Source organism: Loktanella sp. F6476L (assembly GCF_023015725.1).
Lineage (GTDB): Bacteria > Pseudomonadota > Alphaproteobacteria > Rhodobacterales > Rhodobacteraceae > Yoonia.
Map to the genome: position 1 here is coordinate 681799 of NZ_JALKAR010000001.1, position 21519 is coordinate 703317.

At 56.1% G+C, this 21519-nt stretch carries 25 protein-coding genes; 8 read left to right on the plus strand and 17 right to left on the minus strand.

The window, feature by feature from the left end; genetic code table 11:
* Nucleotide 1: 1 nt before the first annotated feature.
* From MWU61_RS03450 to MWU61_RS03460, 3 genes are all read left to right on the plus strand, one after another.
* The gene (locus MWU61_RS03450) at nucleotides 2-730 is read left to right on the plus strand and encodes a GntR family transcriptional regulator (RefSeq protein WP_247126850.1); all 729 of its coding nucleotides are present in this window, start codon (nucleotides 2-4) and stop codon (nucleotides 728-730) included.
* Nucleotides 731-833: 103 nt separating this feature from the next.
* A complete protein-coding gene (gene dusA, locus MWU61_RS03455; RefSeq protein WP_247126851.1) occupies nucleotides 834-1829 on the plus strand; it encodes a tRNA dihydrouridine(20/20a) synthase DusA in 996 nt (331 codons plus the stop codon).
* Nucleotides 1829-2653, plus strand: a complete 825-nt coding sequence (locus tag MWU61_RS03460) for a sulfite exporter TauE/SafE family protein (RefSeq protein ID WP_247126852.1) — start codon at nucleotides 1829-1831, stop codon at nucleotides 2651-2653. Before dusA ends, MWU61_RS03460 begins: the two co-directional genes overlap by 1 nt.
* Before the next feature lie 34 nt (nucleotides 2654-2687).
* Here the strand turns inward: MWU61_RS03460 and MWU61_RS03465 are convergent, their stop codons facing one another.
* Complete coding sequence (locus MWU61_RS03465; RefSeq protein ID WP_247126853.1) at nucleotides 2688-3347, minus strand: HTH domain-containing protein; 660 nt, start codon at nucleotides 3345-3347, stop codon at nucleotides 2688-2690.
* Nucleotides 3348-3543: 196 nt separating this feature from the next.
* Between MWU61_RS03465 and tatA the strand changes: the two genes are divergently transcribed.
* The 4 genes from tatA to MWU61_RS03485 are packed head-to-tail and all read left to right on the plus strand — an operon-like array spanning nucleotide 3544 to nucleotide 6063.
* Nucleotides 3544-3756 (plus strand): twin-arginine translocase TatA/TatE family subunit, encoded by a 213-nt coding sequence (gene tatA, locus MWU61_RS03470; protein WP_247126854.1) that lies wholly within the window; start codon nucleotides 3544-3546, stop codon nucleotides 3754-3756.
* 35 nt (nucleotides 3757-3791) lie between these two features.
* Entirely contained in the window at nucleotides 3792-4235 is a 444-nt protein-coding gene (gene tatB, locus MWU61_RS03475) for a Sec-independent protein translocase protein TatB (protein WP_247126855.1), read from the plus strand.
* The gene (tatC, locus tag MWU61_RS03480; RefSeq protein ID WP_247126856.1) at nucleotides 4232-5224 is read left to right on the plus strand and encodes a twin-arginine translocase subunit TatC; all 993 of its coding nucleotides are present in this window, start codon (nucleotides 4232-4234) and stop codon (nucleotides 5222-5224) included. The genes tatB and tatC overlap by 4 nt, the downstream gene beginning before the upstream one ends.
* Nucleotides 5221-6063, plus strand: a complete 843-nt coding sequence (locus MWU61_RS03485) for an ATP-binding protein (RefSeq protein WP_247126857.1) — start codon at nucleotides 5221-5223, stop codon at nucleotides 6061-6063. Before tatC ends, MWU61_RS03485 begins: the two co-directional genes overlap by 4 nt.
* A 93-nt stretch (nucleotides 6064-6156) precedes the next feature.
* On the opposite strand, the gene MWU61_RS03490 is transcribed toward MWU61_RS03485, so the two are convergent.
* The 16 genes from MWU61_RS03490 to MWU61_RS03565 form a co-directional block, all read right to left on the minus strand.
* The gene (locus MWU61_RS03490; protein WP_247126858.1) at nucleotides 6157-7386 is read right to left on the minus strand and encodes a M23 family metallopeptidase; all 1230 of its coding nucleotides are present in this window, start codon (nucleotides 7384-7386) and stop codon (nucleotides 6157-6159) included.
* A 61-nt stretch (nucleotides 7387-7447) separates the two neighbouring features.
* On the minus strand, nucleotides 7448-8086 hold the full coding sequence (locus MWU61_RS03495; RefSeq protein ID WP_247126859.1) for a protein-L-isoaspartate(D-aspartate) O-methyltransferase: 639 nt from the start codon (nucleotides 8084-8086) through the stop codon (nucleotides 7448-7450).
* Nucleotides 8086-8871, minus strand: coding sequence for a 5'/3'-nucleotidase SurE (gene surE, locus MWU61_RS03500; protein ID WP_247126860.1), 786 nt, complete (start codon nucleotides 8869-8871; stop codon nucleotides 8086-8088). The genes MWU61_RS03495 and surE overlap by 1 nt, the downstream gene beginning before the upstream one ends.
* A gap of 104 nt (nucleotides 8872-8975) precedes the next feature.
* A complete protein-coding gene (locus MWU61_RS03505) occupies nucleotides 8976-9536 on the minus strand; it encodes an AAA family ATPase (protein WP_247126861.1) in 561 nt (186 codons plus the stop codon).
* Complete coding sequence (locus MWU61_RS03510; RefSeq protein WP_247126862.1) at nucleotides 9533-10174, minus strand: SDR family NAD(P)-dependent oxidoreductase; 642 nt, start codon at nucleotides 10172-10174, stop codon at nucleotides 9533-9535. Before MWU61_RS03510 ends, MWU61_RS03505 begins: the two co-directional genes overlap by 4 nt.
* A gap of 32 nt (nucleotides 10175-10206) precedes the next feature.
* Nucleotides 10207-10497 carry a hypothetical protein gene (locus tag MWU61_RS03515; RefSeq protein ID WP_247126863.1) on the minus strand — a complete coding sequence of 97 codons (291 nt, stop codon included), beginning with the start codon at nucleotides 10495-10497 and terminating at the stop codon, nucleotides 10207-10209.
* 65 nt (nucleotides 10498-10562) lie between these two features.
* The gene (gene purF, locus MWU61_RS03520; protein WP_247127209.1) at nucleotides 10563-12023 is read right to left on the minus strand and encodes an amidophosphoribosyltransferase; all 1461 of its coding nucleotides are present in this window, start codon (nucleotides 12021-12023) and stop codon (nucleotides 10563-10565) included.
* Nucleotides 12024-12160: 137 nt separating this feature from the next.
* Nucleotides 12161-12742: a CvpA family protein gene (locus MWU61_RS03525; protein ID WP_247126864.1), complete on the minus strand. Its 582-nt coding sequence runs from the start codon at nucleotides 12740-12742 to the stop codon at nucleotides 12161-12163.
* A gap of 21 nt (nucleotides 12743-12763) precedes the next feature.
* Nucleotides 12764-14128, minus strand: coding sequence for a DNA repair protein RadA (gene radA / locus MWU61_RS03530; protein ID WP_247126865.1), 1365 nt, complete (start codon nucleotides 14126-14128; stop codon nucleotides 12764-12766).
* Nucleotides 14129-14201: 73 nt separating this feature from the next.
* Nucleotides 14202-14648, minus strand: a complete 447-nt coding sequence (locus MWU61_RS03535) for a paraquat-inducible protein A (RefSeq protein WP_247126866.1) — start codon at nucleotides 14646-14648, stop codon at nucleotides 14202-14204.
* Nucleotides 14649-14716: 68 nt separating this feature from the next.
* A complete protein-coding gene (locus MWU61_RS03540) occupies nucleotides 14717-15523 on the minus strand; it encodes a DNA repair protein (RefSeq protein WP_247126867.1) in 807 nt (268 codons plus the stop codon).
* Nucleotides 15524-15891: 368 nt separating this feature from the next.
* A complete protein-coding gene (locus MWU61_RS03545) occupies nucleotides 15892-16629 on the minus strand; it encodes an ATP-binding cassette domain-containing protein (protein WP_247126868.1) in 738 nt (245 codons plus the stop codon).
* Nucleotides 16626-17399, minus strand: coding sequence for an ABC transporter permease (locus MWU61_RS03550; RefSeq protein ID WP_247126869.1), 774 nt, complete (start codon nucleotides 17397-17399; stop codon nucleotides 16626-16628). Before MWU61_RS03550 ends, MWU61_RS03545 begins: the two co-directional genes overlap by 4 nt.
* On the minus strand, nucleotides 17396-18433 hold the full coding sequence (gene alr, locus MWU61_RS03555; protein ID WP_247126870.1) for an alanine racemase: 1038 nt from the start codon (nucleotides 18431-18433) through the stop codon (nucleotides 17396-17398). The genes MWU61_RS03550 and alr overlap by 4 nt, the downstream gene beginning before the upstream one ends.
* Nucleotides 18434-18478: 45 nt before the next feature.
* Nucleotides 18479-19264: an ATP-dependent Clp protease proteolytic subunit gene (locus MWU61_RS03560; protein ID WP_247126871.1), complete on the minus strand. Its 786-nt coding sequence runs from the start codon at nucleotides 19262-19264 to the stop codon at nucleotides 18479-18481.
* Complete coding sequence (locus MWU61_RS03565; protein WP_247126872.1) at nucleotides 19261-20574, minus strand: hypothetical protein; 1314 nt, start codon at nucleotides 20572-20574, stop codon at nucleotides 19261-19263. The genes MWU61_RS03560 and MWU61_RS03565 overlap by 4 nt, the downstream gene beginning before the upstream one ends.
* Before the next feature lie 105 nt (nucleotides 20575-20679).
* On the opposite strand from MWU61_RS03565, the gene MWU61_RS03570 reads away from it, so the two are divergent.
* Nucleotides 20680-21477 carry a DUF2189 domain-containing protein gene (locus tag MWU61_RS03570; RefSeq protein WP_247126873.1) on the plus strand — a complete coding sequence of 266 codons (798 nt, stop codon included), beginning with the start codon at nucleotides 20680-20682 and terminating at the stop codon, nucleotides 21475-21477.
* Nucleotides 21478-21519 lie beyond the last annotated feature (42 nt).

The following is a 21519-nucleotide window of genomic DNA, read 5'->3' on the forward strand; positions in this document are numbered from 1 at the left end:
CATGTCTGATGATGATCCTTCCGCTCCGCCTGCCTTGACGGCGCTGACACCCGCGTGTGTTGATCCCGCTTTGGCGGCGGGTCCGCAGGTATTCGCGATTCTCAAAGATGCGATCCTGTCGATGCGGCTGGTGCCAGGTCAGGCCTTGTCAGAACCTGAAATCGGAACTCAGTTGGGTGTCAGCAGAACGCCTGTCCGCGAAGCGCTTGCACAACTGCGCGCCTTGCATTTGGTTGAAACGCGGCCAAGTCGCGGTAGCTTTGTCACCAAGCTAAACGCAGCAAAACTGCAAGAGGCACAATTTCTAAGAGAGGCGCTCGAGATCGCCAATGTCACCCGCATCGTTGAATTAGGTATGCCTACTGATGTGCGGGCGGCGATCGCTGAAAACCTTGCGGGGCAGGCGGCGGCGATTGTGGATGGCGACCATCTTGGGTTTCACAATCTCGACGATGCTTTTCACGGGTTGATTGCAGACGGCACGGGTTTCCCGCGTGCGGCGCAGGTTTTGCATGACGAGAAGGCACAGCTAGATCGTTTGCGGGTGATTTCTTTGAATGATCCTGAACGGCTAAGCACCCTCCATGCAGAGCATACCGGACTATTTGATGCGATGGTTGCGCAAGACAAAGCGCCGGCCAGAGAAATTGCACGAGATCATACAAGGGCAGTTCTAGCGTTGTTGCGGGATGTCGCAGAACAGAACGCAGCGTTTTTCGATCCATCTTAAGCAAGCACCGCAAGGCCAACGCTGCATGGCTTTTCTTTCAAAGCGGTATGGGCTAACCCGAACCCGAACTCGGCCCGGAGGGGCTGCGATTGGGATATGTCACATGAGTGTAGACAAAGTCAGAAGCGCCGCACGTTTGTCCGTCGCCCCGATGATGGACTGGACGGACAGGCATTGCCGTTATTTGCACCGGTTGATGTCAAAGCAGACGCTGCTTTATACCGAAATGGTGACGGCACCTGCGATTGTTCATGGTGATCGTGATCGGCTGCTTGGCTTTCATGCCGCCGAACATCCTGTGGCGCTGCAGCTTGGCGGGTCTGATCCTGCGCAATTGGCGCAGGCGACCGCCATTGCCGCCGAATACGGCTATGACGAGGTCAATTTGAACTGCGGTTGCCCGTCCGACAGGGTGCAATCCGGTTCTTTTGGCGCGATACTGATGGAAAGTCCTGACGTCGTTGCGACCTGTGTGAAAGCAATGCAGGACGCGTCCGATTTGCCTGTGACCGTCAAATGTCGGATCGGTGTGGACGATCAAGATCCGGCCAAGGTTTTGCCCGACTTTTTGGCGCGGGTCAGTGCCGCTGGCGTCGATCGATTTACGATTCACGCGCGCAAAGCATGGCTGCAAGGTTTGTCCCCGAAAGAGAACCGCGATGTGCCGCCACTTGATTACGAATTGGTACATGAAATGAAAGGGTTGTTCCCGCATCTTCATCTGTCCATCAATGGTGGGATTACCGATTTGGACGCAGCACTTGGCTTTCTGGACGCGGGGCTGGACGGCGTGATGATCGGGCGATCCGCGTATCACACGCCGTCTGACGTGCTGTTAAACGCGGATCGTCTTATCTACGGTGCCGACGCCGCGAAGTCCGCTGAAGACGTCGTGCACGAAATGGTGCCGTATATCACGGATCATATCGCGCAAGGCGGTCGCCTGAACCAAGTCACACGTCATATGCTTGGCATGTTCCAAGCCCGCCCTGGCGCACGCATGTGGCGGCGCTATCTGTCCGAGAACGCGCACCGCGACGGGGCTGATGCGCAGGTCCTGCTTGATGCTTTGTCCTTTATTACGAAAGAAGCCGCATAATGCCTGAACTCTCACTTTTGTTGCCGATGGTCGGTTTGATTTTGATCATTGGTGCCTTTGCCGGTATCTTGGCGGGCCTGTTGGGGGTCGGGGGCGGCATCGTGCTGGTCCCTGCGTTTTTCTATGCATTCAGCGCCCTTGGTTACGACAGCCCGCAGCTGATGCAATTGTGTTTGGGCACATCGCTGGCGACGATCATCGTGACGTCGGTCCGGTCCGGGTTGGCGCATCACAAAAAGGGTGCCGTAGACCTTCAAATTCTAAAGGGTTGGCTGCCCGGTATCGTGATCGGCGCGGTCATCGGAGTTAGCATCGCGACATCACTGCGGTCTGGTGCCTTGCAAGCCATCTTCGGTGTGCTCGCGATTATTGTCGGGGCCTATATGGCCTTTGGACGCGCATCATGGCGCCTAGGTCCGGAGATGCCTGTGGGGCCAGCACGTGCAGTGCTTTCGCCGCTGCTGGGATTTTTGTCAGTGCTTATGGGGATCGGTGGCGGGTCGTTCGGCGTCCCCGTGATGTCACTGTATGGCGTCGCTATTCACCGCGCCGTGGCCACGGCGGCAGGATTTGGTGTGATCATCGCCGTGCCGTCCGTGATCGGGTTCTTGCTCGCTAATATGTCGGCGGTCCCAACCCCGCCGTTGACGATCGGGGCGGTTAATCTTGTGGCTTTCGCGCTCGTGATTGCGATGACGTTGATCACTGCGCCTTGGGGGGCTGCATTGGCCCATAAGATGGACCCTAAGCCGCTCAAGAAGGTCTTTGGCGTGTTCTTGATCCTCGTGGCGCTGAACATGTTGCGCAAAGCACTGATTGGTTAACCGGTTCGGGTTTTGCCGAATTTTGTCCCCGCGGTTATTTCCGTTGGGCTAAATATGCTGTGTAGGACTTTTCAGGTTCATCTACGAAAAGGCTCGGTAGAATACGCATGTCCGTGATTTGATCCACGCGGAGATCATCGAAGCCCTTAGTCGTTTCGCACCAGACAACGCAAGTCCAAAGCCGCCCCCAATAATCCAGTTGGAGCGGCCTGACGGTCCTGTGGTGACCTCCTATAGACAGAAGCAGTTTTTGGCGGGCCCGAATGGCCTGCCTGATTTGCGGCAAATGCTGGAACCCCTTCGCGGCATCCGCAAAAGGGTAGATCGCAAAACTAAAGGGGGCAGGGCTGCGTGACCGGTCCTCTGGCATCACCGCGTCCAGTTTTTGGGTCAATGTGTTCGCTGCCGTCGCAAGCTCTGTATCATTGCCGCCGCCGACAGCCATCAATCCCATATGCAACGCCTCTAATTCCGTCATGGTCAGGTTCAGCGGGGGCAGGGTGATCGCAGCCGTCACATGATAACCCACGCCACGTTCACCTTCGATTGGCACCCCAGATGCGGCGAGCGTTTCCATGTCGCGATATATCGTCCGCAGACTGACATCGACGGCGGCAGCCAGATCGCCGGCGCGGTGTAGCGCCCCATCTCTGAGGATTTGAACAAGTGCCATCAGGCGGTCGGCGCGTCGCATCTTTGATTCCTTATTAATCGGCTCATTTTGACAAAAAACTGACAACTGACAAGTATTTGTCACAAATAACATCATGCCCTTGCTAAAAAGGGGTTTTATCTTGTGTTTTCCCACTTCCATCGCGGCACTTTGCCCCCTATCTGTCAATCAATGACAGATTTACGCGGGCCGAACGGCCGGCTCTAAGGAGAACATCATGCTTAATAACATCGGTATCCCCGGCATCCTTCTGATCGCCGTTGTTGTCTTGGTCCTGTTTGGCCGTGGCAAAGTATCCAGCCTGATGGGCGAAGTGGGCAAAGGCATCACTGCGTTCAAAAAGGGCGTGAACGACGCGGACAAAGAAGTCACTGACGAAATGGCCAACGCCAAAGACGTGACGCCTGCTGAAGAGCAAGACAAAGTCTAAGTCGCCCATATCTGATCCCTATAAGGTAATCGCACATGTTTGGCCTCGGCTGGAGTGAAATGATGGTGGTGGGCATTGTTGCCCTCATCGTGATCGGTCCCAAGGACCTGCCGCAACTGTTCCGCACAATGGGAGAGTTCACAGGCAAGGCCAAAGGCATGGCGCGCGAGTTCTCGAAGGCGATGAATGATGCGGCCAACGACGCGGGTGTGAACGATATCTCTAAGGGGTTGAAAGCCGCTGCAAACCCCAAGGCATTTGGTGTCGATAAACTGAAAGAAGCGTCAGGCATCACTGCCGCGACCGCAGCCTTGTCGCCTGAACGGGCGGCGGCCAAAGAAAAGATGGACGCAGGCATGGCGCAGGCCGCAGAGGCCCGCAAAGAACGTGAGGCTGCGAAAGCAGCTGACGCTGAAACGGCCGCACCTGAGGTCGGCCAAACCAAAGCACCGACCGCGCCAAAAGAGGGCGAAGCATGAGCACCCAAAACGAGATGGACGGCAGCGCCGCGCCGTTAATCGAACACCTGACAGAGCTGCGGCAGCGTCTTATCTATTCGGTTGGCGCGTTTTTGGTCGCCATGGTCCTGTGCTTTTCGTTTGGCAGCATGTTACTCGACTTTTTGCTTGGCCCGATTGAGAAAACGATGCGGTCCTTGGGTAATGAGAACCCTGTGATGCAATACACCGCGCCGCAGGAATACTTTTTCACATTGATCCGCATTTCGGTCGTGGGCGGTCTAACGCTATCGTTCCCTGTGATCGCGTATCAGCTGTGGCGTTTTGTGGCGCCCGGTCTTTACAAGAACGAAAAGAACGCGTTCTTGCCATTTATCATCTCAAGTCCCGTACTTTTTGTGATCGGCGCGGCCTTTGCCCATTATGTGGTTGTACCGCTTGCCATGGCGTTTTTCCTTGGGTTTGCTGACCTCCCATCGTTCGTTTCTGCGATCATGGCGGATGCAGTTGCGCCTCCTGCGGACGGCGCGTTGTTGCTGCCTGGCTCTGGCGGGACAAGCGCAATGCCAGCCTTCGCAGCACCGCCAAGCGACAGTGGCGTTGACATTGTCTTCAACGGCAAAGTTAACGAAACCCTTGATATCACGCTGAAAATGATCGTGGCCTTTGGGATTTGTTTCCAGCTTCCGGTTCTTTTGACGCTGATGGGTACGGCTGGCCTTGCGTCATCGCGTGGCCTGCGGAACGTCCGCAAATACGCGATTGTTGGTATTCTTGTTGTCGCAGCTTTGGTCACGCCACCGGACGTCACCACCCAACTGATCCTGTTTGTGGTGGTCTTCGGGCTGTACGAAATCTCGATCCATTTGGTGGCAGGCGTAGAGCGACGCAAAGACAAAGCGGCGCGTGCTGAAGGCATTATCGGCGAAGATGAAAGCCTGTTCGACGACATCGACGATGACGAAGAAGAAGCCGATCTGGCTGACGCTGCGGACGAGCCAAAGCCATGAACGACGACGTGATGTTGCGGATCGCGGAGGCGCTTGAACGGCTCGCCCCCGCGCCGCTGCCTGCACCTGATCTGAGTGCCGCGAGCGCCTATGTCTGGCAAACCGACCCAGACCAATTGGTGCCCGTGGACAAGGTCAACCGTGTTGATTTGGATCTTTTGATTGGTGTGGACTGGTCACGGGACACGCTCCTGGCCAACACGATCCAGTTCGCGAAGGGCATGCCGGCTAACAACGCGTTGCTTTGGGGCGCACGGGGCATGGGAAAATCCAGCCTTGTCAAAGCAATCCATGGAGCGGTGATCAAAGATTACCCCGACCTCCGGATCGTTGAGGTCCAGCGCGAGGACATGGAAAGCATCGGTCGCTGTCTTGATATGCTGCGCGATCAGCCGCAACGCTTCTTGATGTTCTGCGATGATCTATCGTTCAGCCATGACGACGCGCACTACAAATCGTTGAAGGCGGTCCTTGATGGTGGCATCGCGGGCAGGCCGGACAATGTTGTGCTCTATGCGACGTCCAACAGACGTCACTTAATGCCGCGCGATATGATTGAAAACGAACGCTCAACTGCGATCACGCCGGGGGAAGCCGTGGAAGAGAAAGTGTCTCTTTCCGACCGTTTTGGTCTGTGGCTCGGGTTTCATCCTTGTGATCAAGATCAATATCTATCCATGATCCGTGGATACTGCGACGCACATGGTGTGACTATTGACGACGATACACTGCGCGCAGAGGCTATCGAATGGCAAGCGACACGCGGATCACGGTCGGGCCGCGTGGCTTGGCAGTATTTCGTTGATCTCGCAGGTAGAAAGGGCGTCACGCTAGGTTAACAACGCAACGCCCTAATTCTTTTGGTCCTAAATATCCCCGCCGGAGGCATCCCGTCCGATCAACGGGCGCCTCGGTGAGATGTTTGCGAAAACTCAGAAAAAGTCCGCCGGATCAACAGATTGCAAGCCGCGCCGCACTTCGAAGTGCAGGAAGCTTGGATCGCCTGCTGCGACTTTGGCGATGGCTTGACCGCGTGAAACACTGTCGCCTTTTTCAACGGTCAGATCTGCGAGATTGGTGTAGACGGTCAGCAGATTGCCCGCGTGTTTGATCACAACAATCGCAACCCCGGACGTGTCAGTGGTCACAGCGGCAACTGACCCTGCATCGGCTGCTTTCACGCTTGTGCCTGCTGGCACCCCGATGTCGATTCCTTCGTTACGGCCTGCGGCATAGGCGCGGATGATCGTGCCTGCGACCGGACGGACAAGTTGTGCATTGCTGCTTGCCGCTGGTGCGGGGGCAGGTGCCGCCGCAGGAGCTGGTGTCGGCGTTGCCGTCGGTGTGCCAAGGTTCGGTGCTTCCGGCGCGGGTGCTGCAACGGATGGGGCTTCATCTGGCAGCGGTGCGGAGGCGCTTGGTGGTACGGGCGTTTGGCTACCCGTGCCCGGTGTAGTGACTGGCGCATCTGCCACGGATTGTGGACGACTTGGCGTGCTGCTTTGCGGAATCAACAAGAACTGACCTTCGCGGATGGCCAAGTCAGGCCCAAGCGAATTCCATTCGGCGATGCTTGCGACGGGAATGTTGAACTGCCGTGCAATGGTAAATGCGGTGTCCCCGCGACCGACTTGGTAGCGGACAGGTTCTGCTCCGGATTGGCGGGCCGGGGCAGCTTGCGGTGTGGCTTGTGTTGCTGGCGCAGCTGCATCGGCACGGTCAAGTGCGGTCGTCGCAACCGCTGCAACATCAAGCGGTTGGATCGGGCCGGTCGTTGCTGCACCTGTTGCAGGTGACGGTTCGGTGACACGGGAAGGTAGTGCAATAACTTCGTCGCGGCGAAGCGTGGCATCGGCATCAATGCCGTTGAATGTTGCCAAAGTTGCCGCATTTAGGCCCAAGCGGCCCGCAATCGTACGGATCGTGTCATCTTGTTTGGCCAAAACGACTTGGTAGTTGGGGTAAGAAATAACGCCGCGATCATCCGGGGCAGGGCGTGGCGCAATATTCGCGACCGCTTCAGAAGTGTCGAACCCGTCACCCAAGTCCCGTAGGTCAAAGTCGAACCCTTCAAATGGGTTTTCCGCGCAGCCGGCCAATGCGGCAAGGGCTGCGGTGGTCATCAGGATGCGTCGCACCCCATTGCGCCTGATGGCGGTCATATCTCTGCTCCTCATGCGGGCGCCCCGTTTGCCGGGGTTCTGCCCTGTCTCGCCTTTTGCGTCAGTCTTGGCCGAGCCCTTCAAGAAGCGGCACAAAACGAACGGTACGTAATTCTTCATAGTCCAAGCCGTCTTCGGTCTTTTTGACACGGATCAGGCTTTGCACGGTATCGGACTGGCCGACCGGCAACACCATGATACCCCCAATCCGCAATTGCGCCAAGAGGGTGCTGGGTGGGTCTTCTGCAGCTGCGGTCAGCAATATGCGATCAAAGGGGGCCTGTTCGGGTAACCCGTGGCTGCCATCTGCGACGATCGCGGTGATATTGCTGATGTTTTGGGCATCGAATTGGGACATTGCTTCGGTCACAAGCCGTTTGAAACGGTCAATTGTGTAAACACGACGGGCCAATTTCGCGAGGATTGCGGCCTGATAGCCGGACCCTGTTCCGATTTCCAAAACTTTGTGGCGAGGTTGCACGTTTAGCGCTTGGGTCATCAAGCCGACGATGGACGGCTGGCTAATCGTTTGGCCGCAGGCAATGGGCAGCGGCATATCTTCGTATGCCCGTTCTTTGAACAAGCCCGTCAAAAAGGCAGCGCGGTCGACCTGTTCCATGACGGTCAACACGCGTGCGTCGGTTACGCCTTTGGATCGCAACGCGAAAAGAAACTGCATTTTGATGTCAGGGTCGATCATCAATCCAACTGACCCTTTAGCTGATCCAGAACGTCGTAGGCTGTCAGATCAACCCGCATCGGCGTGATCGAAATGTAGCCTTCGAGATTGGCGCGCACATCAGTGCCCTCAGCCGTCATTTCGCGCTGGCTACCACCTTTGATCCACGCATAGCGGCGGCCGGACGGTGACGTTTGGGGTTCGACTGAAAAACGGGTGTTGGGGCGATAGCCTTGGGCGACGACTTTGTGGCCCTTTACATCAGCGGCGGGCACTGGTGGGAAATTCAGGTTATATAACAGGCGGTAATCAGCATTGTCCCAGACGCCCTGAGCGATCAGTTTCTTGATTAGGGGGGCGCCGTGTTGTGCTGCGGCTTCGAATGGATCGTCGAGATGGGCATTGTCAGGACCATAATATTGCGACAGCGCAATTGCGTTGTAGCCTTGCAAAGCCGCTTCCATGCAGGCGCCGATGGTGCCGGAGTAGAGCGTGTTTTCACCCGCGTTATTGCCGCGATTGACGCCAGACAAGATCAAGTCCGGTTTTGCCGATTTCATAATTTCATACAGGCCAACCAGCACGCAGTCCGCAGGCGCACCTTCGACCGCGAAGCGGCGCGGCGCGATTTCTGTGATCATGGTCGGGCGGGTGTAATTGATGCAATGGCCGACGCCGGACTGTTCCAGCGCAGGGGCAACGACCCAGACCTCGCCGTTGGGACCAGCAACTTCTGTTGCAATGGCTTCCAAGGCTCTCAGTCCCGGGGCGTTAATGCCATCGTCATTTGTGATTAAAATACGCATCTGCGCCCCTTTGTTGTTTTGTTCGTAAGCGAGGTTTTCGCAGTGGACAAGAAGGGGATAGCGTCATTTTTGCAATGTTGCGGCTGAGACTCAGACGGCGCGTGTTATTTGGGGATGGATTGGGTGCCGTCGATTTTAAGATCGGCGAAATCTTGTGGGGTGTCCGAGACGAGGTATGCGGCTTCGGCAGCTTGCCAATCTCGCCAAAGTGGGGCCGCATCTGCACCGTCGCGCGCTAGGCCGCGTTGCAGGCATATGTCGGGCGGAGTGTCGACGAAGATAGCGCATGATAGGAATTGCCGGAAAGCGATCCGTGCGCTGCTCACACCTTCAAGGATGACGAAAGGTTGTACCGGGACGCTTTGCCATTCCGCCAGACGGTTCGTTGACCAATCGAAGCGTTGGTATCGGGCGGCGGTATTAGCATGAAGCGGCTGCAGCACTTGCTCGATTAACCTGTCGTGCCAATTCAGCGGGTTGTCCCAACTTGCAAAATCATCGGTATGGATCACTTGCGCATCAAGGCGCGTTGCCAAGCGATCGGCTAAAGTTGTTTTGCCCGCGCCACCGCAGCCATCGATCGCGATGATCGCTGTGGCCATGTTGTCTGGTGCAGAATGCGTTGTGACGCTGCCAACAATGTCGGTCAGCGTCGGGTTTGTCATGACAGGATATCACCCAAGAGACGTTTTGCTTCGCTTGCCGGGCTGGCCAGCGTGGATCTGTCTTCGCCTGGATGAAACCGTGCCCGCGTTGCGGTTGGCATGGCTGCGGGCGATAGAATTTTGACGACCGGGCCGGTTTTGGCACTTTCAGCCTGCCAACTGCGCGCCAACGCGACCTGTGCGCCCTTCGTTGCACCATAAGCGCCAAAGAACGCATTGCCAGCTTTGGGATCGTCAAAGAACAGCGCACGTCCTTCAGTCCCAAGCAATGGGCTGATGTACCCGATCAGGCGGGCCGTTGCGGTGATGTTGGTCAAAACCGATTTATCGAAATCTTTGGGGCCGATATGGCCAGCAGGCGCAAGAGGGGCGGCATGAACGGCTGTGTGTACCCAAAGGTCCAGTTTACCCCAGCGGTCATAGATCGAACGGCACAACTGCTGCATCGCGGCCTCGACCGTGATGTCCATTGGGGCCAGTGTCGATACACCCCCCGCTGCTTGGATACGGTCATCCAATTCTTCCAGCGCACCAGTTGTCTTACCAACGGCCACAACATGATGGGTAGCAGCCAATTCTTCGGCAAGCGCTGCGCCAAGCCCACGAGAGGCCCCAGTGATCAATGCAATCTTTGTCATAACGCACCATGTGACGCGTCAACCTCAAACGGTCAAGGGGCCGACAAGGTTAGCGGCAGTGTTTCCCGCAAAACAAGTTGAACTTTGGATATATCGACAAGGATATCCGCGGCTAACGCGGTTGAATGGTTGTGCGTGGGAAACCGGTAGTTTCGCACTTCCTTCGGTTTCTCGCCGGTGAGATGAAACCGCTGCACTTCATCTACGAATTTTGCAGCACCAGCTGTGTTACCACCTTCAAAAGCGATGGTTTGGCCGCCGTCCATAATGATGGACCAGCGATAGCTGACTTGGTGACTATCGTTGCTTTCCATGCGTCCCATCACACCTCCTGAATTCTGGATGCTTTGTGGATCGCATGGAAAAGTTTAGGAAACGTTTCGCTGGCCTATTCGGCGGCCTGCTTCGCTTTAAAGCCTTGTTCGATCATGTCAGAAGGGGCGATCGGGTATTCGCCGGAAAAACATGCGTCGCAATAGGCAGGCGACGCTGCATTGCGGCCATCTTTTTCGCCAACTGCGCGGTACAGCCCATCCAGCGAGATGAATTTCAAACTATCAACGCCCAGATGCACCCGCATTTCTTCTTCGGACATAGTCGCGGCCAGCAGCTTTTCGCGTTCCGGCGTATCGACCCCGTAGAAGCACGGCCAAGCTGTTGGCGGGGATGCGATGCGGAAGTGGACTTCGGCCGCGCCTGCATCCAGCACCATTTCCTTGATCTTGCGGCTGGTTGTGCCGCGTACAACACTGTCATCAACCAAGATCACGCGTTTGCCTTTGATCAGCGCCTTATTGACATTGAGTTTCAACAGAACACCCATGTTGCGGATCTGTTCAGTCGGCTCGATAAATGTCCTGCCCATGTAGTTGTTGCGGATAATCCCCATGGCAAACGGGATACCGGATTCCAACGAATAGCCAATCGCAGCAGGGGTCCCAGAATCCGGAACCGGGCAAACCAGATCAGCTTCAACGGGGTTTTCCTTGGCCAGTTCGCGACCGATGTTTTCGCGCGTCTCATAAACGGACCGACCGCCAAGCTGGCTGTCCGGACGGCTGAAATATACATGCTCAAAAATACAGAAGCGAGACTTTGCACGGCGGAAAGGGAAATGGCTTTCGACGCCTTTGTCCGAAATCACCACCATTTCGCCAGCTTCGATTTCACGAATGAATTCCGCGCCGATGATATCAAGCGCACAAGTCTCGGAAGACAAAACCCAGCCATCGCCGACCTTACCCAGAACCAACGGACGCACGCCTAACGGATCGCGGCAGCCGATCAGCTTTGTGCGGGTCATCGCGACGACGGAAAACGCGCCTTCGACTTTCCGCAGGGCTTCTTCCATCCGGTCAGGAATGGTTTTGCCCATGGAGCGGGCCATCAGGTGGATGATGCATTCGGAATCAGATGACGATTGGAAAATTGATCCGCGTTCCGTCAACTCTTTGCGCAAAGACATCGCATTGGTGATGTTCCCGTTGTGGGCAATCGCAGCCCCACCCATGGAAAATTCACCGAAGAACGGCTGCACATCACGGATTTCGGTGCGCTGCCCTTTGTTGCCGGCAGTCGAATAGCGCACGTGGCCAATCCCAATCGGACCTGGCAGGCGTTCGATCATCTCGGCAGAGGTGAAGTTATCGCGGACCAGACCCATACGGCGGGCTTGGTGGAACCCTGTCTCTGGATGGTGGGTGACGATGCCGCCCGCTTCTTGGCCGCGGTGCTGTAGGGCGTGAAGACCAAGGGCTACAAAGTTGGCGGCGTTGCTAACACCGACGACGCCAAAGACGCCGCATTCCTCCTTGAGCTTATCATCGTCAAAAGGGTGGGCAGGGGGCATCTGATGGGACAAGGTGAGCTTTCCATATCCAGTGGCTGCGTTTAGGGGCGTCTTAATCATTTGGGACGACAGAGTCACGCCCATAGATCGGGCATCCCACAAATGAAAAGGTGCGCCGCAGCGCACCTTTGATTGTCTTACTCGGTTGTCAGTGTCTCGGCGGGCTCTGTTGCGCCGCAATCGCCGACCAACTGCTCGTATTGGGTGGTGATCCAGCCAAGTGCTGCTTCGGGATCACGTTCGCCGATCGTGCCGGTGAACTGCGAGAAGATCACAGCAGAACGGCTGTTTTCGATCATTTCGATTTTCTGTGTGGAAAGAACTGTTTGGTAAACGAAGAACGCGACCGCAACGAGCAAGATGCCGCGCGCCACGCCAAAGACAAAACCAAGCCCTTGATCCAGACCACCAAGGGCGGACCGTTGGATGATGCTAGAGAACAGCGGCGTGAAGATCGACACGACGACGAGGGCCACAGCGAATACGGCTGCGAAAGAAGCGATGATCGACAATTCACAGCTATCGCCGATAAAGTCGCCAACAACCGGAATCTGACGGATCAGCGGTTGCACCTGATCGGCAAAGATAAAGGCCAAGATTGTGGCCCCAATCCATCCCGCGATGGCCATTGCTTCGCGGACAAAGCCACGGCTGTAGGCCAGTAGGGCGGAAAGCACGATGATGATCGCGACGACGCCGTCGATGATTGTAAAGTCCATGTCGTTCCTCTTGCCCGACGCCTAGGATCTTGCGCCGAATACCTCTTCAACAAAACCAGCCAAATCTTGCGGTTGCCGCAAAGTCAGACCGGACGCCGCGACCTGTTTGGTCTGTTGCGGCGTGATTGCGGAGGTAAAACCAAGTTTTGCCGCTTCTTTCAATCTATTTTCCGTCTGAACGACAGGACGCAACGCACCGGACAGACTGATTTCGCCAAAAACCACCGATTCTTTTGGCAATGCTGCGTCTTCTCGCGCCGAAACGAGCGCGGCCGCCACGGCAAGGTCCGCGGCTGGCTCTGAAATGCGCAAACCCCCTGCTACATTAAGATAAACGTCCAATCCGGTGAAGGGGACACCACAGCGTGATTCGAGCACCGCGAGGATCATCGCAAGCCGCCCGCTGTCCCATCCGACGACGGATCGGCGGGGTTGGCTGTGTGGCGAAGGGGCCACAAGCGCTTGGATCTCGCAAAGCATCGGACGGGTGCCTTCGATACCGCCAAACACGACTGATCCGGGTGCAGGGGTGCGTTCTGACAGGAAAAGAGCAGAGGGATTCTTCACCTCCGCCAGCCCTTTGCCGGTCATTTCAAACACGCCAATTTCATCAGCAGGGCCAAAGCGGTTTTTCACGGATCGCAAAATCCGGAACTGATGGCCGCGTTCGCCTTCGAAATACAGCACCGTATCGACCATATGCTCAACGACACGCGGGCCGGCAATTGCACCTTCTTTGGTGACGTGGCCGACCATCACAATGGCAACGTCATGGTTCTTTGCAAATGTCGTCAATTCATGGGCACAGGTGCGGACCTGCGACACGGATCCGGGGGCACTGTCTACGTGGTCGGCCCACATGGTCTGGATCGAATCGATAATCGCGAAATCGGGCTTTTCGGCCTCAAGGGTGGTGAGAATGTCGCGCAGGTTTGTCTCGGAGGCGAGCGCCACGGGACTTTCATGCAGCCCCAAACGACGGGCGCGCATCTGGACTTGGGCCGCAGATTCTTCGCCTGAGATGTAAACGACCTTTAGCCCGTTTCGGGCAAAGCGGGCGGCAGCCTGCAATAGCAACGTCGATTTCCCGATCCCGGGATCGCCGCCAACCAATAGGGCGGACGCCTTCACCAAGCCGCCGCCAAGCACACGGTCCAATTCGCCAACTCCAGACATCGTGCGGGGCGGGGCTTCACCGACTGTGGCAAGATCGGTTAGCGGGATCGGTTTTCCGCGTCGCGCGCCCAGTGATTTTTTGCCGGGTCCGGCCGCAAGCGGCTTTTCCTCGACAATCGAATTCCAAGCCTGACACGCGTCGCATTGGCCTGACCATTTCGTGCTGGAGGCGCCACATTCATTGCAGGTGTAATTTAACGATTTAGCCATGTTTCCGTTTTGTCCCATTTTGACATGGGCCGCAATGCAAATGCGCAAACGCGAACTTTCCGGAAAACCGGGGTCAGTCGGTGGGGGCAGATTTTGTGGTGAACATCGAGATCAGCAAAGACACGACGATGCAGGTCGTGAACAAATAAAGGCCCCATGCGGTTTCCACTTTGCCGATGCCAACGCCTTTCGCAAGCACAATGTACAATGCAATCAGGAAGATATCGGCCATCGCCAATTTGCCCATATAGCTCAGCACTGGCAGCGTTTTCGCCTTGAGCAGATCAAAATGAACTAACGCGAGGCCTATTGTCTTCAGGTACGGCGCGAAAAGCGCGAAGACCGTGACGACCAACGCCAGAAATACATCTGATTTCCAAAGGCTCTGTAAACCGGAAATGACGGAAATTTCGGATAGTCCGAACAACGGTAGCAGGCCTGCGCGCATCAACGGCGCAAACCACGCGATGGGAAACAAAACCAACAGGCTTAGGTTTGTGATCTTCAGGGCCGTCTGCATGTACGCCTTCACCATTTATGTCGCTTGATCATAGATGGTGATGCGGTCCGCCTTTGCGCAAGGGCGGGTTATTCCGCGGCTGGCTTTTGTGCTAAAATCAGCACGTTGCTGTCAACGTCCTTTTTCAGATCCGGCATGGTGAGGTCTTCCATGAATTCATCACCATCGTCATGTTCTAGCGAATACCCCAAAGCGGGCAGGGCCTTTTGCAGTTTTTCATCAAGCTGGGCCAGTTGCGACGCGACGATGCTTTCTTCAAGTTCCACCTGTTGTGCCCATTTGCGAATTTCAGTGCAGGCGTGCAGCGCTTCAACGATACGCTCTTGCTGCTTTTCTGCTTCTTCCTGCCGCTGAACCAAGAACGCCTTGGCACGCGCAACTTTCTCATCGGAATAAACATCTGCCAGATGGCGTGATTGCTGGCTCATTTGTGCGGCAACTTCCATCACAGACGGTTCCAGCTGTTCCATATCCGGATGGTCACGCAGGTAGGCCAACCGTTCGCGGATGGCATCAAATTCGGATGACAGTGTAAAAACGCCAGACCGGTCGGCCGTATGCACTTCGTGATATGCTTTGGCCACATCGTGCATCGAAATCTGGAATTTGCGGTGGCTGTTTTCAAGCGCCATGATCCGCGTGTTGGTCGGTAGATAAAAAGCCATTGACCCGACAAGCACGGTCAGAATGATTTGTAGGTACATGCCTGCTTCGGGGATTGTGGTTTCGCCAAATGTCAAAGGCATCGTCAGCCAAGTCGACTGCCCAAACGCACACATGACGGTGTAAAAGGCCAACGCCAATGCAATAGCAGCAACCAGAAACAATGAAAGCGCGTGGCACATGCGCGCCAAATTGCGCAGAAACAAAAACAAGGTGCATTCCCCCAAATGCTTAGGATGTTCTTAAGATAGGCGAAGACTCGCCAACTGCCAAAGGGGAATTGGGGACAAGAAGCGACTGTTACTCTTTCAGGTGCATTCAGGGCGCAAAATGATCCGGTATTGTTTCCGAATTGCGAATGATTTGCGCTCTTGGTTCGCGCGTGTCGTGTTTTGTCTTTGATGGCATGTTAGTGCGGATCGCCCGCATTCTAAGGGGAAATGGTTAACAAGCGGTAAGATCGCGCCGTTGCGAAATACGAAACAATGACATTCACGTCAGGGTTGTTGCGCAAAGTGTCACAATTGCCTTCTTTTTGACAGATTGACCGGAGCAGTCGCTAATTTCGAACGAATCGCAGTTACCAGCGCGCCTTGATCAGCCCTTCGGTCGACCCAGCAATGAACTGTTTCAGGTGGGGATCATCAGCATCACCCATCGCCGTTTTCGGTCCAATCCAGCGGATGACCCCGTCGTGCAGCATCGCGACGTGATCCGCGATCGTATCAACCGACGTCATGTCGTGGGTGATCGTCACGGCAGTGACACCAAGGTCCGTCACAACATTGCGGATCAGATCATTGATCACGCCTGCCATAATCGGGTCGAGCCCAGTGGTCGGTTCGTCGAAGAAAATTACTTCCGGATCAGCCGCAATCGCACGGGCCAGCCCCACACGTTTTTGCATGCCGCCCGACAGTTCAGAGGGGTAGCGGTCAGCGCTATCTGCGGTCAGCCCGACCTGCGCAAGTTTTGCAATCGCAATATCACGGGCCTGCGCCTTACGTGGACCGCGCAGCAGGCGGAACGCCACGTTTTGCCAAACGGGCAGGCTGTCGAACAACGCGCCACCTTGGAACAACATGCCGAAACGATCCAGAAAGCCAGCTTGGGTTTTCGGCGTCATCGCAGCACCGTCAATCGTGATCTGACCCGCATCCGGCGTCAGGAGCCCAAGAATGCATTTGATAAGCACAGACTTACCAGACCCAGACCCGCCGATGATGACCATACTTTCGCCGCGCCCGACCGACAGGTCCACGCCGCGCAGTACGTGATTGCCTTCAAAGGTCTTATGAACGCCGGAAAGGGTAATCATGTGCTGAAAAACGCTTCTGTGAGGAAGAAGTTGGCAGCAAGTATCAAAACTGACGCGGCAACCACCGCGCCTTTTGTTGCGCGCCCCACGCCCATTGCACCACGTTCGGAATGCATACCGTAGTAGCATCCAACAAGCGCTGCGATGAAACCGAAGACCGCTCCTTTGACCAATGAAGACGCGATGTCCAAAGCTTCGAGAAAATCGAATGTGTTTTGAATGTAGCTGGCCGCATTAAAACCCAACCGTTGTGTGGCGACCAGATATCCGCCAAAAATCCCGATGGTATCACCAACCGCCACCAGAACCGGCATCATCAACGTTGCAGCTAACACGCGAGGCAGTGTGAGGTATTTCATCGGGTGGGTGGATAGTGTGACCAACGCGTCGATTTGTTCGGTCACTTTCATCGTGGCGACTTCAGCGGCAATGGACGACGTGACGCGTGCTGCAATCATGAGGCCAACCAACACAGGACCCAGTTCCCGGACCATGCCGATGGCCACAATCTGGGGAACGACAGCCTCTGCCGAGAAACGCGCACCGCCAGAATAGATTTGCAATGCCAATGCACCGCCGGTAAAAAACGCGGTCAGACCGACAACAGGCAGAGAAAAGAAACCGATCTGGATGAGTGCCTGACCAAAGGCGCCCCCATAAAACGGCGGCCGTACAAGGTGGCTAATCGTTTGGCCGGTAAACATCGTAAACCGACCAAGGGCCGCAAGTGCGCCCAGCACTGCCGCACCTATCGCGGCCAGAAACATCATCCGGTGACGGATTGGCGGCTGTAGCGGTTACCAAGCGATGTGAGGATTTCATAACCAATCGTGCCTGCACGGTCGGCCAATTGATCCACCGATTGTTTTGGCCCGAGGATCGTCAGCGCCTCTGGATCAAAGCCAAGATCGGTGACGTCTACAGTCAGTAAATCCATAGACACGCGGCCGATCAGCGGGCAGGGATGGTCGTCGTACCACAGCGTGGCGCGGTCTGACATCGCGCGGATCAATCCGTCTGCGTAGCCAGCGGATACAGTCGCGATGCGCGACGGACGCGCGGCCTGCCATGAGTTGCCGTAGCCTGCGACTTCGCCTGCGTCCAAGGCGCGGACCTGAATAACGGGCAGATCAAGTCGCGCGACCGCGCGGGCATCCTTAAACGGCGCGCCGCCGTAAAGGCCGATCCCCGGACGGCAAATGTCGAAATGGTAATCCGCACCCAAAAGCATCCCACCCGTCGCAGAAAGGGACCGCGGCGTGGTGATCCCGTCGGTCATTTTATGGAAGATATCCAATTGATACGGGTTCATCGGGTGATCGGGATCGTCGGCGCAGGCCAGATGGCTCATCACCATGGACGGGCGCTGTGCCAGCACAACTTCGGCAACAGCGGCCCATTCGTCCCATTCCATTCCGAGACGGTTCATACCGGTATCAAGCTGAAGACCAAACCCGTGGCCGGGCAGATGTTCCAGATGACGCGACACCTGATCCACAGAATTCAACATCGGCGTCAGGTTCAGATCACGGATCAAAGCGGTGTCGCCGTCCATGTGGCCGGAGAATACGCTGATTTCAACGTCCGGTCCCAATGCCTGACGGACAGCAGCACCTTCTTCAGCAATCGCCACAAAAAAACGACGCGCACCCACATTGGCCAAAGCCTTTGCAACGCGTGCCGCACCTAATCCATAGCCGTCTGCCTTAACGACAGCCCCCGTTTCCACGGTTGTTTTTGCGTCAAGGGCACGCCAGTTGGCGGCCACAGCGGAAAGGTCGATTGATAAGTGTCCAGTGCTCATGCGACCCCTTTTGTCACTCCGGGGGCGGAGGTCAAGAAAAAGCTGTCAGTTCGCGTTATCATCGGCGATTTCAGGTAGAAAATGATAGGTGCGAAGTTCGGCTTGGGTCAGCAAATAGATTTCGTCGGGCGGTGTCACTAGGGCGTGCTGCATCACAAGCGGATCGATTCCCATTTGATCGAGGTACGTCATGACGTCGCCCTGACCGCGCTGAATGTCTTCAACGGCTAGAAAAGCGGGCAGAGCGATGTTTTCGCCAAAGAAATGTTGGTGAACGCCCACCCACGCACCTTCGGGAATATTGCGGGTGGTGCCAGCTGCCAGAATATAAGGGCAGGCGGACAGACAGACATCGGCGTCGGACATGGCGGTCTCGGATTCCATGTCACGGATCGTCTGGCCGATGACCAACGCATCGGTGACCGATCCGCCGGGACTGTTTAGGAAGACCACTTCTGGTGCGCCTTCACGGTCGATAAAGTCATCAAACCGTGTGGCATCGCCCGGCTGGATTTCTCCGGTCATCGTCACCACGTCGCGGCCTTCCCACTGTACGCTTTCGAACAACAGCCGCGATGGCATGTCGCCGGTATTGGGCAACGGGCGCGAATTGGGGGATGCTTCGCGGGCAGGGACCTGCGCAGGATTGAACCTACGCGTTTGATCACCGGGGCGCAGGGGTTCGGTCAGTTGCGGCGCGTCCGACGGCGACATCGCCTGCGGCAGCACCCGTACTAAATCGGAGCCAAACAGCATCACCGCAAAGCCAAGCTGAATGAACAAGACCAGTTTCAGCAGCGTACCGGGGCCGCGTTTCGCCAATTTGGTCATTCTGCGGGCTTTGTCATTGGGACGGGCTGCGGGGCAGGGATCGGATGTGGTTCTGCGATCGGTTCAGGGGCTTTGACGCTGGTGTGGCCTTCAACCTCTTTCAGCGCGATCATCGCGGCGCGCAGGTCAGCGAGCGTCATCATATCTTCCGTCGTTGATCCGTCACGACCCACACGAATTGCGGCTTGGGTCACGGTCATGATTAGCACGAGAACGGCGGGTAACAGGTCAATCGCGATGGCGCCTGCCCAGCTCGGGATGAAGTTCGCGGCGTATTTGATTACCGCATCGGCGGTGGAAATCGGCGTGTAAACGGTATCGGACGGCGGCGTCATGCCATTCACAGCCTCGGCGGCAAGGCGCAAAGTCTCTGCACGTTGACCCAACACGGTTAATACGGAATCGATCGTCGCGGCTTGGTCTTGGCGTGTGGCGTCGGACGTAGACCGTAATTGCGGGGTCACGACGGAGGCCGACAAATCTTGCGCCGCACGTACAACAAGCGGGGCAACGGATAGCTGGCGCAGCTGTGTGATGATGTTCGCAAGGCGCACGGCTTCTTCGGAAAACAAGACAGAACGGGGTTCAACAGGTCCCGCCTCAACAGTTAACGCACGCATTCGTGACAGGATGGCGTTGCCTTCAGCGAATGCCGCATCGACGAAGGGTTGTTGTGACGCGATTTGTGTCTCCAACCCTGCAAGTTCATCTGACTTTTGCTGCAACAACCTGAACACAGCGCCTTGGCCCGCGATACCTGATAAATTACCGGTGGCTTCCTGTTCGCTCAGGTCGTCAAATCCTTGGCGGACCCGCGCGACATCACGTTGCAGGCCTTGGCCCGATACGGCGATGGTATTGGCGCGTTCCAACGCGGCCTGATAATCCTGAACTGTCGTCGCAAGATGCTGTTCTACGGCAGCAGCCCCGGCCAATGCTGCGGCATTCAACCATGATGACATGGCGATAATCGCAAGCGATCCCAAACACATCGACAGAAATAGCCCGATCCGCGCGCCCATCGTGCGGACGGCTGGCAACAGGCGCATGAGGTAGGACCAGAAAACAAAAATCGCGACCGACACGGCGACGGAATAGGCCATCGCCGCGATAAAACTGAGCGCGCCATTATCATCCAGAAGAGATGAAACACCGAGGTACGTGTAAATTCCAGATGCGACAGCCAGCACGCCGAGCGCCGTCCCTGTGATCCCGTCAAGCCACGTCAAATGGCCTTCCAATTCGCGGGCATGTCGTAACGCGTGGGCCTGCGAGCGGCTCAGGTTCGCGGGATCAGTGTCTTTGACCATAATGGTCCCCCTCTGGTTTCGTCAAAAGATAGGGGGCGGATAGTCAAAAAACAAATCACGAGGCAGTTGCGTTTACTTTTTCCGCCGATTTGGCATAGTCAGATCATGACACAACCACGCCCCCATTGCGCGCCGACATTGCGCGCACCGACGTTCAATGATCTGACCGAAAGCCTGCGATCAGGTCTGAAAGACTTTAGCACCGCACCTGGTCTTGGTCTGTTTTTCGCAAGTTTCTTTGTGTTGGCAGGTTTGCTGATGGCGGGAATTACGGTTCTCACAGGGACGACATATTGGTTAATTCTGGCCGTTATGGGGTACCCGTTAGTGGGTAGTTTGGCGGCACTTGGCTTTTACGAGACCAGCAAACGTCTTCAAGAAGATGACGACGTTTCATTTGCTGCGATAACGCGGTCCGTTTGGTCGCAACGCGGCGGGCAGCTGCCTTGGTTGGCAGCGATCATCGTGGTGGTTTTTCTGTTCTGGTTTTTTCTTGGGCACATGATCTTCGCGCTTTTCCTTGGCCTGTCACCAATGACGAACGTGCTATCCACTTTGGATGTATTCCTTAGTCCGAACGGACTGATGATGCTTGGCTTCGGGACCGCCGTAGGCAGTGTTTTTGCCATGATCGTTTTTGCGATGTCAGTGCTCGGCATGCCGATGCTGCTTGATCGTGACGTCGATTTCGTAACAGCGATCATCACTTCAATCGGTGCAGTTGTCGGCAAACCGCAGGTCTATTTGATTTGGGGCATCAGCGTCGCGGTGATTACTTTGATCGCGATGCTGCCGTTCTTCTTGGGACTGTTTGTGGCAATGCCGATATTGGGACACGCGAGTTGGCATCTGTACCAGCGCGTGACCACGGCGGAAGCCGCCGCAGTGCAAAATCCAGCTTAGGTTCGAAAAGTACAAGTCTTTGGCGTCGTATTAGGAGCGCTT

Coding starts and splice junctions, on each gene's coding strand:
- MWU61_RS03450 (WP_247126850.1), top strand. CDS start 2: ATGTCTGATGATGATCCTTCCGCTCCGCCTGCCTTGACGGCGCTGACA.
- dusA (WP_247126851.1), top strand. CDS start 834: ATGAGTGTAGACAAAGTCAGAAGCGCCGCACGTTTGTCCGTCGCCCCG.
- MWU61_RS03460 (WP_247126852.1), top strand. CDS start 1,829: ATGCCTGAACTCTCACTTTTGTTGCCGATGGTCGGTTTGATTTTGATC.
- MWU61_RS03465 (WP_247126853.1), bottom strand. CDS start 3,347: ATGCGACGCGCCGACCGCCTGATGGCACTTGTTCAAATCCTCAGAGAT.
- tatA (WP_247126854.1), top strand. CDS start 3,544: ATGCTTAATAACATCGGTATCCCCGGCATCCTTCTGATCGCCGTTGTT.
- tatB (WP_247126855.1), top strand. CDS start 3,792: ATGTTTGGCCTCGGCTGGAGTGAAATGATGGTGGTGGGCATTGTTGCC.
- tatC (WP_247126856.1), top strand. CDS start 4,232: ATGAGCACCCAAAACGAGATGGACGGCAGCGCCGCGCCGTTAATCGAA.
- MWU61_RS03485 (WP_247126857.1), top strand. CDS start 5,221: ATGAACGACGACGTGATGTTGCGGATCGCGGAGGCGCTTGAACGGCTC.
- MWU61_RS03490 (WP_247126858.1), bottom strand. CDS start 7,386: ATGACCGCCATCAGGCGCAATGGGGTGCGACGCATCCTGATGACCACC.
- MWU61_RS03495 (WP_247126859.1), bottom strand. CDS start 8,086: ATGATCGACCCTGACATCAAAATGCAGTTTCTTTTCGCGTTGCGATCC.
- surE (WP_247126860.1), bottom strand. CDS start 8,871: ATGCGTATTTTAATCACAAATGACGATGGCATTAACGCCCCGGGACTG.
- MWU61_RS03505 (WP_247126861.1), bottom strand. CDS start 9,536: ATGACAAACCCGACGCTGACCGACATTGTTGGCAGCGTCACAACGCAT.
- MWU61_RS03510 (WP_247126862.1), bottom strand. CDS start 10,174: ATGACAAAGATTGCATTGATCACTGGGGCCTCTCGTGGGCTTGGCGCA.
- MWU61_RS03515 (WP_247126863.1), bottom strand. CDS start 10,497: ATGGGACGCATGGAAAGCAACGATAGTCACCAAGTCAGCTATCGCTGG.
- purF (WP_247127209.1), bottom strand. CDS start 12,023: ATGCCCCCTGCCCACCCTTTTGACGATGATAAGCTCAAGGAGGAATGC.
- MWU61_RS03525 (WP_247126864.1), bottom strand. CDS start 12,742: ATGGACTTTACAATCATCGACGGCGTCGTCGCGATCATCATCGTGCTT.
- radA (WP_247126865.1), bottom strand. CDS start 14,128: ATGGCTAAATCGTTAAATTACACCTGCAATGAATGTGGCGCCTCCAGC.
- MWU61_RS03535 (WP_247126866.1), bottom strand. CDS start 14,648: ATGCAGACGGCCCTGAAGATCACAAACCTAAGCCTGTTGGTTTTGTTT.
- MWU61_RS03545 (WP_247126868.1), bottom strand. CDS start 16,629: ATGATTACCCTTTCCGGCGTTCATAAGACCTTTGAAGGCAATCACGTA.
- MWU61_RS03550 (WP_247126869.1), bottom strand. CDS start 17,399: ATGATGTTTCTGGCCGCGATAGGTGCGGCAGTGCTGGGCGCACTTGCG.
- alr (WP_247126870.1), bottom strand. CDS start 18,433: ATGAGCACTGGACACTTATCAATCGACCTTTCCGCTGTGGCCGCCAAC.
- MWU61_RS03560 (WP_247126871.1), bottom strand. CDS start 19,264: ATGACCAAATTGGCGAAACGCGGCCCCGGTACGCTGCTGAAACTGGTC.
- MWU61_RS03565 (WP_247126872.1), bottom strand. CDS start 20,574: ATGGTCAAAGACACTGATCCCGCGAACCTGAGCCGCTCGCAGGCCCAC.
- MWU61_RS03570 (WP_247126873.1), top strand. CDS start 20,680: ATGACACAACCACGCCCCCATTGCGCGCCGACATTGCGCGCACCGACG.